The sequence below is a fragment of the Rhizobium sp. CCGE531 genome, assembly GCF_003627795.1.
In the GTDB taxonomy this organism is placed as follows: Bacteria; Pseudomonadota; Alphaproteobacteria; order Rhizobiales; family Rhizobiaceae; genus Rhizobium.
In genome coordinates, this window is record NZ_CP032684.1 from 2,728,071 (window position 1) to 2,740,701 (window position 12,631).

12 protein-coding genes are annotated in these 12,631 nt (G+C 60.8%); 9 read left to right on the forward strand and 3 right to left on the reverse strand.

What is annotated here, in order from left to right; genetic code table 11:
* A complete protein-coding gene (locus tag CCGE531_RS13335) occupies window positions 1–2,073 on the forward strand; it encodes a hypothetical protein (protein ID WP_120664594.1) in 2,073 nt (690 codons plus the stop codon).
* Window positions 2,074–2,075: 2 nt separating this feature from the next.
* A complete protein-coding gene (locus CCGE531_RS13340) occupies window positions 2,076–2,501 on the forward strand; it encodes a GNAT family N-acetyltransferase (RefSeq protein ID WP_120666799.1) in 426 nt (141 codons plus the stop codon).
* 142 nt (window positions 2,502–2,643) lie between these two features.
* On the opposite strand, the gene CCGE531_RS13345 is transcribed toward CCGE531_RS13340, so the two are convergent.
* Window positions 2,644–3,216 (reverse strand): N-acetyltransferase, encoded by a 573-nt coding sequence (locus CCGE531_RS13345; RefSeq protein WP_120666809.1) that lies wholly within the window; start codon window positions 3,214–3,216, stop codon window positions 2,644–2,646.
* Between the two features lie 348 nt (window positions 3,217–3,564).
* Here CCGE531_RS13345 and CCGE531_RS13350 point away from each other — a divergent pair, with 348 nt between their 5' ends.
* Window positions 3,565–4,554 carry a glutathione S-transferase family protein gene (locus CCGE531_RS13350; protein WP_120664595.1) on the forward strand — a complete coding sequence of 330 codons (990 nt, stop codon included), beginning with the start codon at window positions 3,565–3,567 and terminating at the stop codon, window positions 4,552–4,554.
* A 15-nt stretch (window positions 4,555–4,569) separates the two neighbouring features.
* On the opposite strand, the gene CCGE531_RS13355 is transcribed toward CCGE531_RS13350, so the two are convergent.
* A complete protein-coding gene (locus CCGE531_RS13355) occupies window positions 4,570–5,061 on the reverse strand; it encodes an NUDIX domain-containing protein (RefSeq protein ID WP_120664596.1) in 492 nt (163 codons plus the stop codon).
* A 50-nt stretch (window positions 5,062–5,111) separates the two neighbouring features.
* Between CCGE531_RS13355 and CCGE531_RS13360 the strand changes: the two genes are divergently transcribed.
* The 6 genes from CCGE531_RS13360 to CCGE531_RS13385 all read left to right on the forward strand — a co-directional run bounded on the left by CCGE531_RS13360 (window position 5,112) and on the right by CCGE531_RS13385 (window position 10,670).
* On the forward strand, window positions 5,112–6,050 hold the full coding sequence (locus CCGE531_RS13360) for a metallophosphoesterase (protein WP_120666810.1): 939 nt from the start codon (window positions 5,112–5,114) through the stop codon (window positions 6,048–6,050).
* A 92-nt stretch (window positions 6,051–6,142) separates the two neighbouring features.
* Window positions 6,143–6,709: a tetratricopeptide repeat protein gene (locus tag CCGE531_RS13365; RefSeq protein ID WP_120664597.1), complete on the forward strand. Its 567-nt coding sequence runs from the start codon at window positions 6,143–6,145 to the stop codon at window positions 6,707–6,709.
* 208 nt (window positions 6,710–6,917) lie between these two features.
* The gene (locus tag CCGE531_RS13370; RefSeq protein WP_120664598.1) at window positions 6,918–7,430 is read left to right on the forward strand and encodes an RNA polymerase sigma factor; all 513 of its coding nucleotides are present in this window, start codon (window positions 6,918–6,920) and stop codon (window positions 7,428–7,430) included.
* Between the two features lie 3 nt (window positions 7,431–7,433).
* Window positions 7,434–8,276 (forward strand): anti-sigma factor, encoded by an 843-nt coding sequence (locus CCGE531_RS13375; protein WP_205586443.1) that lies wholly within the window; start codon window positions 7,434–7,436, stop codon window positions 8,274–8,276.
* A 98-nt stretch (window positions 8,277–8,374) separates the two neighbouring features.
* Window positions 8,375–8,578, forward strand: coding sequence for a hypothetical protein (locus CCGE531_RS13380; protein ID WP_120664600.1), 204 nt, complete (start codon window positions 8,375–8,377; stop codon window positions 8,576–8,578).
* Between the two features lie 247 nt (window positions 8,579–8,825).
* Window positions 8,826–10,670 carry an ABC transporter ATP-binding protein gene (locus CCGE531_RS13385; RefSeq protein WP_120664601.1) on the forward strand — a complete coding sequence of 615 codons (1,845 nt, stop codon included), beginning with the start codon at window positions 8,826–8,828 and terminating at the stop codon, window positions 10,668–10,670.
* Window positions 10,671–10,743: 73 nt separating this feature from the next.
* On the opposite strand, the gene leuA is transcribed toward CCGE531_RS13385, so the two are convergent.
* Window positions 10,744–12,450 carry a 2-isopropylmalate synthase gene (gene leuA / locus CCGE531_RS13390; RefSeq protein ID WP_120664602.1) on the reverse strand — a complete coding sequence of 569 codons (1,707 nt, stop codon included), beginning with the start codon at window positions 12,448–12,450 and terminating at the stop codon, window positions 10,744–10,746.
* Between the last annotated feature and the right edge of the window lie 181 nt (window positions 12,451–12,631).

Sequence of the window (12,631 nt, forward strand, 5' to 3'; positions counted from 1 at the left end):
ATGAATATCGGTTTCGCCCCATTCCTCCCCTGGCCTATCCTGGCCGCCCTGGCGGTGCTGACGCTCGCCATTGCGGCGCTTGCGATCTACAGGCGCCTGCGCGGCGGTTGGATCCGTGCTCTGGCAGGCATCGCCCTCTTGGCCGCGCTCGCAAATCCCGTACTGATGCAGGAAGACCGCGAGCAGCTGACGACCATCGTCCCCATCGTGGTCGACCGCAGTCTCAGCCAGGAGACACCGGAACGCTCCAAGATGACCGATGACGCGCTGGCGATGCTCAAGGATCGGCTGGCGCAATTCCCACGCATGGAGCCACGCATCGTCGAGGTGCGCGATCCGGCGGAAGCAGAATCGCCGTCGACGCGGCTTTTCTCCGCCCTCTCTTCATCGATCGCGGACGTTCCGCCCGCCCGCATCGGCGGCGCCATCTTCCTGACCGACGGCCAGATCCACGATATTCCCGGCGTCAACCAGCAGCTCGGCTTCGACGCGCCCATCCACGGGCTGATAACGGGCAAGCTGGACGAATTCGATCGCCGCATCGAAATCGTGCGCGCGCCTCGCTTCGGCATCGTCAACGACGAACAGCAGCTTGTCTTTCGCGTCGTCGACGATGGCAAGAGCCCGGGCGTCACGGCAGCGGTGACGGTCAAGATGAACGGCGACGAAATCGCCACGCTGCAGGCAACGCCCGGACAGGACACGCCCTTCAGTTTCAAAGTCCCCCGCGCCGGCAACAATGTCCTCGAATTCGCCGTCGCCGAGGTGCCCGGCGAGGTCACCGCGATCAACAACCGCACTGTCCAGCTGATCGAAGGCATCCGCCAGAACATGCGCGTCCTGCTCGTCTCGGGTGAGCCGCATGCCGGCGAGCGCGCCTGGCGCAATCTCCTGAAATCGGACGCCTCGGTCGATCTCGTGCACTTCACCATCCTGCGTCCGCCGGACAAGCAGGACGGCACGCCGATCAACGAATTGTCGCTGATCGCCTTCCCGACGCGCGAGCTTTTCGTCGACAAGATCACCTCTTTCGACCTGATCATTTTCGATCGCTATCAGGACCGTCAGAACGTCCTGCCGACGATCTATTATGATTACATGGCGCAATATGTCGAAAACGGGGGCGCCCTGCTCGTGGCGGCCGGTCCCGAGCATGCCGGCGGCAGTTCGATCGCGCTGACGCCGCTTGCCTCCGTGCTGCCGGCCGAGCCGACGGGCCAGATGATCGAGAAGGCCTTCTATCCGCGTCTGTCGGATCAGGGCCGCAAACATCCAGTGACACGCGGCCTGGACGGATCCGATACCGAACCTCCGCATTGGGGCCGCTGGTTCCGCAGCGTCGATGTCGAGAAGCCGCAGGGCCAGACCGTGATGGTCGGCGCGAATAACAGTCCCTTGCTGGTGCTGAACCGCGTCCGCCAGGGACGTGTCGCCATGCTGCTCTCCGACGAAGGCTGGCTCTGGGCGCGCGGCTTCGAAGGCGGCGGCCCGCACGTATCGCTCTATCGCCGCATCGCCCACTGGCTCTTGAAGGAGCCGGCGCTGGAAGAAGAAGCGCTGACGGCAAACGCCGCCGGCCGGACGCTGCAGGTGACGCGCCAGACCATCGGCGAAGAGCCCGGCCCGGCCACGATCAAATCGCCATCCGGCAGGACACAGACCTTGCCGCTGAAGCAGACGCAGCCTGGTCTCTACCAGGCCGAAAAACATATGGATGAGATCGGGCTTTATCAGATCGCCAACGGCAACCTGTCGACGCTCGTTCACATCGGCGCCATCGATGCTCCGGAATTCAAGGCGATGATCTCGACGACCGAGACGCTGAAGCCGCTGGCGCAGAAGACCAAGGGTCTCGTTACCCGGGTCGCCGGCGCCAATGGCGGCGTAACTGTGCCGCAGGTCCTGCCGGTGCGCGGCGCCGTTCGCGTCGCCGACGACCAGCGCCTGACCATCCGCATGACCGACGAAACCGTGCTGAAGGGTATCAATACCCTGCCCCTGTTTGCGGGCTTTGCCGGCCTTGCCGCCCTCCTCTTTGCCTTCTCCGCCACATGGTGGCGCGAAGGACGGTGACCGTGATGAAATTTGATGTGACCGATGCCCCCAGCGAAAGCCAACTCGCGGCCATCAGCGAGGGACTGACGGCCTTCAATGCCGCCGATGTCGGCCCCTCCGAGCGCCGCCCGCTTGCTGTTCTGATCCGCGACGAGACCGGCAAGACCATTGGCGGGATTTCCGGCTACACCGCCTGGGGATGGCTGTTCACCGCATGGCTCTTCGTGCCGGAAACCCTGCGCGGCCAGGGCATGGCGGGAAAGCTGCTGGACGCGGCGGAAGCGGAGGCAAGCGCGCGCGGCTGCTTTGGAGCCTGGATCGATACGTTCAATCCGCAGGCGCTGCGGGCCTACCAAAGGCAGGGCTATGCCATCTTCGGCGAGCTACCCGATTTCCCGGCAGGCCGCAGCCGCTTCTTCCTGCAGAAGAAACTATCGCCCCGCTGAAAAGCGGCGGGACAATAGATTTCACTTTCAGAACAAGGCTTTAGAGCAATTCCAGGAAAAGTGCGTAGCGGTTTTCCGTCCGGAATTGCGTGAAAACAAAGAGATAGAGCGGTTCAGCGATTCCGTGAAAAGCTGAACCGCTCTAGACGGCAATCGCAGTCAATAGCATGTCGTCGTCCCCGTCCTCTTCTTCCGTCGCAACGGCCGATACCGAATCATCGCGCCATGCGATCGAGCCGTGCAGCCGCGCATGCACGTCGGCGGCGACAGGCACGACCAGCACCCGATTGGGATCGACGGGACCGGGGAAAGTCAGCGCGTTATAGGCAACCTTCTCGAAGCCGAGCGGGCTATAATAAGGCGGGTCGCCGACGAGGATGACGGCTTCCGAGCCCTTGCGCTTGGCGGCCTCGACAGCGATGCGCACGAGCTCGCGGCCGATGCCCTTGTTCTTGTGCGAGGGGCGCACGGCAAGAGGCCCGAGCAGATGACCCTTGACCGATCCGGCCAGCACCGGCGTCATCCGCACGGAGGCGATCGTCTCGCCATCGTCGGCGCAGATGAAGGACAGCGACCGGTCATGCGGCCCCTGTTCGCGAATGCGAGCCGCAGCGCGCGTAAACCGGCCGGGGCCGAACGCTTCTTCGTTGATGATTTCGATGACAGCGTCGTGCGACGCATCCTCAGTGAGGTAGACCAGATCGTGCTTGTACATTAGACCAAGGAAACCAGATAGACGGACGATATTGTTCTCGAAGGCGCTCATCGAGCGTTCAAGATCATCGGCGTCGTCGCAGGCTTCTGGTTACTTTCATGACAAGGGGTCCTTAAAGTGTGAAAGCCGGATAGCAGGAAATATTCCGCGCGTCCAATGCAAAATGCATGATGCCGTTTATTGATGCGGGATCGTGTCGGCATCCTCGCTTCCCGGGCGTAACGCCGGTGCCCGGCCCCTCCCGGCCGTGCATGCGACGCAGTGTTCATCATTTGCCGCCTCGAAATCCGGCTGATATGCCGTATTTTCGCTATAAGTTCTTAGCAGTTTCCCCGAAAGGATCGAGCAATGGGCATGTTGGTGGACGGCGTCTGGCAAGACGTCTGGTACGATACCAAAGAGACGAATGGCCATTTCAAGCGCGCCGCGTCGCAGTTCCGAAACTGGATCACCGCGGATGGCAGCGCTGGGCCGACAGGCACCGGCGGCTTCAAGGCTGAAGCCGGACGCTACCATCTCTACGTGTCGCTCGCCTGCCCCTGGGCACATCGAACCCTGATTTTCCGCAAGCTGAAGAAACTCGAGGAGCTGATCTCCGTTTCGATCGTCGATCCGCTGATGCTGGAAAGCGGCTGGGAGTTCAAAGGGAAAGACGGTGGAACCGTCGACCATCTCTTTGGCGCCGATAAGCTCTGGGAAGTTTATCTCAAGGCCGATCCGCATTATTCCGGCCGGGTGACTGTTCCCGTGCTCTGGGACAAGCAGACCGGCACGATCGTCAACAACGAATCAGCTGAAATCATCCGCATGTTCAACACTGCCTTCGATAGCCTGACCGGCTCCAAGGCGGATTTCTATCCCGCCGATCTCAGCGCCGATATCGATGCCCTGAACGAGCGCGTCTACGACACGGTCAACAATGGCGTCTACAAGGCCGGCTTTGCGACGGCTCAGGAAGCCTACGAGGAAAATGCCCGACGCCTCTTCGAAACCCTCGATATGCTGGACCAGCGGCTGGCGGCGAAACGCTACCTCTTCGGCGATCGCGTGACGGAAGCCGACTGGCGACTGTTCACGACGCTCGTCCGCTTCGACGCCGTCTATGTTGGCCATTTCAAATGCAACATCCGCCGCATCGCCGATTATGCCAATCTCTCGGCCTATCTGCGGGATCTCTATCAGATTGCCGGCGTTGCCGAGACGGTGAACCTCGCGCATATCAAGAACCACTATTATCGCAGCCACAAGACGATCAATCCCACAGGTGTCGTGCCGATCGGCCCCGATCTCGACTTCGATCGTCCGCATGGCCGCGAGCAATTGGCAAAAGCCGCCTGACTTGAATGCCGGCAGCTACCAGTGATTGGAAGGAGCCTCCGCTGCTTCCAATTCCTTCAGCCTGCGATAGGTTGCCTTTGTCGTTCCGGGCGGCAGCGCGTCGATCGCAAAGAAACCGCTTTCGACGATCTCGCGATCCGGCTTGCGCGGCGCGGTCTGCGTGACCTCGACACGGTAGAAAACGACGTGGTCTCGTTTGCTGGTGCGATTGTTGAAATAGACGTGGAAGAGCTGCGGCCGGCCCGTGATCACCAGATTGCCCTCCTCCCGCAGCTCCTTGGTCAACGCCTGCTCCACCGTCTCATGGCGCTCGACCCCGCCGCCGGGCATGTGCCAGCCGGCGATATAGGAGTGCCGCACCAGGAAAACTCTCCCCTCCCGATCGAAGCAGGCCGCGCGCACGCCAAGCGTCATGCTGCGGGTCAGGCCGAAATAGACATGCAGCGCCCGACCGAACAAGCGCACCGCCAACCCCTGCTTTTCGTCCCTCGAAATCTCGTCGCTCATGCGTGAAACCCGGTGCCCCGATCTGCAATGAGGTTGGGGATGTATTTGTTTTGACAATAGAGTGGGCTATGTCTCATCCCATGTTCAAGCTCGCGCATATTTCCGATGTTCACCTTGGTCCGCTGCCACGCCTTTCGATCAGAGAACTCGCCTCCAAACGCATTACCGGATTTGTGAACTGGCACCGGAACCGGCGCAAGCATCTTTTTGGCGGTACGCTCGATCTCCTTCTTGACGACATCAAGGCGAAGCAGGCCGATCATCTCGCCGTAACCGGCGATCTCGTCAATCTTGCAAGCGGCATGGAGATCCAGACTGCAGCAGCATGGCTGAAGACGGTCGGCGATCCCCTCAACACTTCCGTCGTTCCCGGCAATCACGATGCCTATGTGCCCGGCGCATACGAAAAGGCCATGCGCGCCTGGTATCCCTATGTCAGGGGCGACGGCGCTCCCGCCGAATGGCCGGAAAACCAGCGCATTTTTCCCTATCTGCGTATTCGGGGCCAGGTCGCGCTGATCGGCTGCTCGACCGCCGTCGCCACGCCGCCCTTTGCCGCCAGCGGCTTCTACTCCGCCCGCCAGGCGCGCGAGACGGTGAACATTCTGCGCGCGGCCGAAGATGCCGGGCTCTTTCGCGTCGTCATGATCCATCACCCGCCGATTCGCGGCGCGACCAGCTTCTACAAGCGCATGATTGGCATTCGCCGCTTTGCAGCCGTCCTATCGACGGGCGGCGCGGAGCTGGTCCTGCATGGGCACACGCATCTCAACACCTTGCATTGGCTGCGCGGCCAGATGGGTCCGGTGCCGATCGTCGGGATCGCTTCCGCCTCGCAAGGGGTTGGCGGCCTGAAGCCGCGCGCCGCCTATAACCTCTTTACCATCGCCGGTCGTCCCGGCGCCTGGGAGTTGAAGGCTGAGCGCTACAGCCTCAACGACAAGGGCAGTGGCGTCGATCCGGAAGGCCTCGATATCCTAGCGATATGATCGCCGTTTTAGGATGTCGCACCGCATCGTTTCGGTGGCGTTTCCCAAGATACGGAGCTACAATCGAGCCATCGGAATCCCGGGAGGATAGGATGGATTTTAAGGCCACGATGAAAAGCTCCTCGACTGTGGCGCTTGCTGTCGGATTCTTGTTTGCCGCCAGCCTGCAAGCCATCGCCGCCGGCTCCGAAAGCGACGAAACGGCCCCGCCGCCCAAGAGCGAGACCACGACCAAATGCACTGACGGCAAGGTTTGGGACAAGGACAAGAAGGAATGCGTGAAGCCGAAGCAAAGCGGCTTCAATGACGATCAGCTGTTTAAGGCAGCGCGCGAATTCGCCTATGCGGGCCAGTATGACAACGCCATCACTGTCCTGAAGCTCGCAAGGAACCAGAACGACCCCCGCATCCTCAACTATCTTGGTTACGCCAATCGCAAGGCCGGCCGCATGGAGCTCGGCATGAGCTACTATCGCAAGGCGCTGCAGCGCGATGAGAATTATATCCTTGCGCGCTCCTATATGGGACAGGCCCTTCTCGAGCGGGGTGACGTTCAGGGCGCGCGCGTCCAGCTGGTCGAGATTCGCGACCGCGGCGGCGAAAATACCTGGGCTTACCGCTCGCTGCTGCAATCGCTCAAGGGCCAGGTCACCTATTGAGGCAGCGTGGGTCAGCGCATACGCAGATCGCCGCCCGGAGAAAGACAGTTAAGTGCGAGTGTTTTGAAGGCTTGCGAAACGGCACGGAAATGGTTCATACCAACACAGGACGATCATTCTGCTCGCATCACCCTTTCCAAGGGAAAGGTCACTATTTGCGGAAGCAGGTCGCCCATGTGACAACCTCCAACGCCTCTTTGGAAAGACCATGCCAACGCCGGTAGCAGCCATCGATATCAGACGCGATCTGGTCGGCCTTCTTCCGAAGCTTCGCCGCTTCGCGGTGACGCTGACCGGCGATCTGGCCGAGGCGGACGAGCTCGTCCAGAGCGTCTGTCAGCGCGGCATCGCCAAGTTCCATCTGTGGAACAGCGGCGGCAAGCTGGAAAGCTGGCTCTACACCATGGCTCGGCATCAATGGATCGACGAAGCGCGGCGCCACAAGCTGCGCCCCGCCGCCAAGGGCAATGCCCTGGAACAGGGCGACCTCGCATCCGGGACACATTTAAATCCGGTGGAAGACGGAGAAGCGCATCGCCTCGTCACATCTTTGCCCGAAGGACTTGCCAGTGTCTTCCTGCTGGTCGATGTCGAAAGACACAGTTACAAGCAGGCGGCCGATATCCTCGGCATTCCGCTATCGGCCGTGATGTCGCGGCTCTCCAGCGCACGTCTTTACCTTGCCTCTCAGGGTCACAGTCGCTCGCCTCGAAGGTTTTAAGCATTGCAAGACATGAAAAAAACGCCGCTGGAAGTCCGCTTGTCCGCCTTCATGGATGGCGAAACGAGCCGTGAAGAAAAGGAAGAGCTGGAGAAGCTCATCGCTTCCGATCCGAATGCGCAGCGCATATTCAATGAGCTGAAGCACGGGTCCGATGTCGGCCGCAAGGCTTTCGACGAGGTTTTGAAAGAGCCGGTGCCGCTTGCGCTTGTTCGTTCCATCAAGAGCGCCCAGCCTCCGAAGACTCGCGACCCTTCCCCCCGTCTCGCCCGGCCATCTCTGAAATTGGCGCCGAACGGCCGGCAGTCGCTGGCTGCAGCCCTGATCCTCTTCGCACTCGGCGGCGGCATAGGTTATCTTTTCGGCACGCAACCTGCCAACGCGCCGGAGGCGGCACCCGTCACCCCTGCCCAGGTCGCGATGCGAAACTGGCTGGATGACATAGCCGCCTATCATCGCATCTACTCGCGCCAGCCGCACCATATGGTCGAACTGCAGGCAAGCGAACTGGACGAGATCGGCAAGTGGCTGGCAAGCACGGTCGGCGTGAAGTTCAATTTCCCGGATCTGGCCGCCGACGGCCTCGTCTTCCAGGGGGCGCGGATGTTTATCGCCGGCGGCAAGCCCGTCGGACAGCTGATCTACAAGAACCTCGATGGAGACGTCGTCGCCGTCTGTTTCACCAAAACCGACGGCGTCGCCAACGACAGCGATTTCAACGAGACCATCAAGGACGATATCAGCATCGTCTCCTGGCATCGCGATGGCACGACCTACGCCGTCGTCGGCCCCTCGTCGGATGCGATGCTCGACCAGATCGCCAACAGGGTATCGTCGGAGATCTGACGGGGCCACCTGCCTTGCAGCTTGCGGCCGAACGCCGGTCGGTGGATAATGATCCCGCGGCAATCACAAGAGTCCGATATTCTTGCTGGAGTTTCGACATGTCCGACATTCTGATGACCATTCCGGAAATCGACAGGCGCATTGCGATCATAAGGGAAAATCTTCGCGAACTGATCGAGCAGGCCGCCGCCTTTTCCGGCGCAGCCGACGAAGAACGGACCTCGGAACGGATCGCTGAGCAGGAAGAAGAGCTCGAGCGCCTGACGAAGCAACGCGACGAGCTTGCCAAGGGCAAACCCTGAGCAAATACACCACCGAAGCACATGTTTCGCCACGGACGTCGGGCGACGCCGTAATGTCGAACGATGATGGTACAATTTCCGCTGACATCGGCGCCGATACACGCTATAGAGGTTGCAGCGACCCATGGGGAGAGCACTCGGATGAAAAATCACGGCACGGGAACTCACCGCTGAAAAGCAGTGCCGTGAAGGGCTGCTTTATCGGCCCGATCATCAGATTGCTATCTTTCGCCCGCGGAGGGCACTCATGTTTCGTCGCTTTGAAGAGCTTGTCGATCCGTTCCAGGATCATGGCGAGCAGCAACCATCGTCCACGACCTGGCACTATCTTCTAACCAACCTTCGCCCGTTTCGCACAGTCATGACGATCAGCCTCAGCTTGACCGTGATCGGCGCCGTCATCGAGATCTGGCTCATCGGCTATTCCAGCCGGCTGGTGGATAATCTCGCCGTCGCCCACCGGGAGGATTTCTGGACATCCGAAGGGACCGGCTTGCTGTGTGCGGCCGCCTTGGTGCTGATCGGACGGCCTCTTGCCGGTTATCTCCGCGAAAGTCTCGATGACATCGCATTCCGGCCCAATGCCGAGACCTTGTTTCGTTGGCGAGCCCATCGTCACGTCCTTCGGCAATCGGTCGGCTGGTTTCGCCAGGATTTTTCCGGTCGCATCGCGAGTCAGGTTCGCGACATCGGCACCGCCGCAACGGGTGCCGCCTATGCGGTCCTGCACACGCTGTTCTTTGTCACGATCTATGTGGCCGGCTCGCTCTGGCTGATGGCCTCGATCGACCCGCGCCTGATCTGGCCTCTGGCCGTCTGGCTCCTCTGCTATCTCGGCCTGATGGTCTATGTCATCCCTCGCCTGCGAAAAGCCTCGGAGGAATTTCAAGGAACCTATGCCGCATTGACGGGTATGCTGGTCGATACCTACGCCAATATCGACCTCATCAAGCTTTTCGCCAATGCAAAGGCGGAAGACCAAGAGGCCCGGCATCGTTTCGCACTAACCCGCAAAACATTCATTCGCGTGCAGAGGCTCGAAGTGCTTGTTAATTCGAGCATGCTGTTTCTCGGCAGTTTCCTTATCGTCGCGCTTGTCGGCTATGCAGTCGTTCTTTGGCAGTCCGGTGGCGCGCCGCTCGGGCTCATTGCGGCATCCCTAGCCTTGAGCTTCCGCATAACCGGCATGGCCGAATGGATGCTGGATGCGGTCTCCTCACTTTTTTCCTATCTCGGCGCCATGCGGCAATCCCTGTTGACCGTCTCGCAACCGCTCGCCATTACGGATGCGCCGGAGGCTCAGTCGCTTGCCGTTACAAGGGGCGAGATCGTCTTCCGGCAGGTCACGCACCACTACGGCAAGGGAGACGGCGGGCTGGATGGCGTTTCCCTGCGAATTGCGGCGGGCCAGAAGGTCGGCCTTGTCGGCCGCTCCGGCACCGGCAAATCGACCCTGGTCAACCTGCTGCTGCGCTTCTTCGATCCGGAGGCAGGGTCCATCGAGATCGATGGCCAGGATATTCGACAGGTGACGCAGGATAGCCTGCGCCAGCAGATTGCTGTGGTCAGCCAGGAGGCGTCGCTCCTTCACCGCTCCATTCGCGATAACATCGCGCATGGCAATCCTTGCTTTTCGGAGGATGCGATTGTCGCCGCGGCCGAGAAGGCAGCCGCGAGCGATTTCATCGCAAAGCTGCGGGATCAGGAGGGACGAACCGGCTTCGACGCTCATGCCGGCGAACGCGGCGTTCAGCTCTCCGGCGGTCAAAGGCAACGCGTGGCAATCGCGCGCGCCATCCTCAAGGATGCCCCGATCCTGGTACTCGACGAGGCAACATCCGCCCTCGATTCGGAAGTGGAAGCCGAAATCCAGGACACGCTTTACGGCATCATGGAAAACAAGACGGTCATCGCCATCGCGCATCGCCTGTCGACCATTGCGCGCATGGACCGTATCGTCGTGCTGGACCAAGGCCGCATCGTCGAGGATGGCACGCATTCGGAGTTGATCGCTCAAAACGGCATCTACGCAACGCTGTGGTCGCACCAATCCGGCGGCTTCATCGAAGGCGACGAGCCGACTGCAGACTGACGCGCGACAAAAAGCCCCCTCGAACATCGAGGGGGCGCTTTTCAAATCAGAACTGCAGCTAAAACTTTAGCGCTTACTCTGCCTTGATGGCGAGCACGCGGTTCGCCGCCGAGACGATCGCCTCGAGGGACGCAGCGACGATGTTGGTGTTGATGCCGGCGCCGAAGAGCTTGCCGCCCGGATGGGAGATCTCGACGTAGGAGATCGCCGAGGCGTTGGACCCATGCTGCAGCGAGTGCTCGGAATAATCCTCGACCGACATCGGAATGCCCAAAAAGATCGAGAGCGCATTGATGAAGCCGTCGATCGGGCCGTTGCCCCTACCCTCGATGCGCTTCACCTCGCCATTGTCGGTGATTTCGGCCGCAACGATGCGCTGCCCTTTGTGCTCGGGATCGGCGAAGGTGTGATGGTCGACGAAGCGGAGCCGCGCGTCGGGCTGCGTCACATAGCGCTCGATGAAGTGTTCGTAGATGCGCTTGGAGGGCAATTCCTTGCCTTCCTCGTCGGTGATGCGCTGGATCTCCTCGCGATATTCCACCTGGAGATTGCGCGGCAGGTTCAGCCCATAGTCCTGCTGCATGATATAGGCGATGCCGCCCTTGCCAGACTGCGAGTTGATGCGGATGATCGCCTCATAGCTGCGGCCGACGTCTTGCGGGTCGATCGGCAGATAGGGCACTTCCCAGACCGGATCGTTGGCGACCTTGGCGGCCTTCATGCCCTTGTTGATCGCATCCTGATGCGAGCCGGAGAAGGCCGTATAGACCAGTTCGCCGACGTAAGGATGACGCTCGCCGATCACCATCTGGTTGGAATATTCGAAGACTTCCTTCATGCGCTCGATGTTCGAGCAATCGAGTTCCGGATCGACGCCCTGCGTGAACATGTTCAGCGCCATGGTGACGACATCGACATTGCCGGTGCGCTCGCCATTGCCGAACAAGGTGCCCTCGACGCGGTCGGCACCGGCCATTAGCGCCAATTCGGCGGCGGCGATGCCCGTGCCGCGGTCATTGTGCGGATGCAACGAGATGATCAGGTTTTCGCGATTGTCGAGGTTGCGGCACATCCATTCGATCTGGTCGGCGTAGATGTTCGGCGTCGCCATTTCCACGGTGGACGGCAGGTTGATGATCAGCTTGTTGTCCGGCGTCGGCTTCATGACGTCGATGACCGCGTTGCAGATCTCCAAAGCCACGTCGAGCTCGGTGCCGGTGAAGCTCTCGGGCGAATATTCGAAGCGATAGCCGCCGCCGGCTTTGGCCGCCATGTCGGTGATCATCTTGGCTGCGTCGACGGCGATCTGCTTGATGCCCCGCACGTCCTTGGCAAACACGACGCGGCGCTGCAATTCGCTGGTGGAATTATAGAAATGCACGATCGGCTTGTTGGCACCTTCCAGTGCCTCGAAGGTGCGCGTGATCAGTTCCGGACGGCACTGGACGAGAACCTGCAGTGATACGTCGGCAGGCACGTTGCCGTGCTCGATGCACCAGCGGGCAAAGTCAAAGTCGGTCTGGGAAGCCGAGGGAAAACCGATCTCGATTTCCTTGAAGCCCATGTCCAGCAGCAGCTGGAACATGCGCGCCTTGCGATCATGGCCCATCGGATCGACGAGCGCCTGATTGCCATCGCGCAGGTCGACCGAACACCAGATCGGCGCCTTGGTGATGGTCTTGGACGGCCAGGTCCGGTCGGGAATGTTGATCTGCGGATAGGCGCGGTATTTCACCGTCGCTTCGGGCATGCCTTTGGGGGAATGGCTGTTCGCGTCCATGGTCTCGTCTCTTCCTTTCCCGTCATTTCGTCCCGCGTCTTAGCCGATAGGAGGCGGCTTGGCGATGACAAATGCGGACCCTTTGCGGGTATGCTGTCGATTTTAGGGTAAGTCGCGAGGAGCGATGGCCAGCGGGCTTTTCGGCCGCCGGGCGCTCCTCAAAGGACCCGGCAACCGCGCG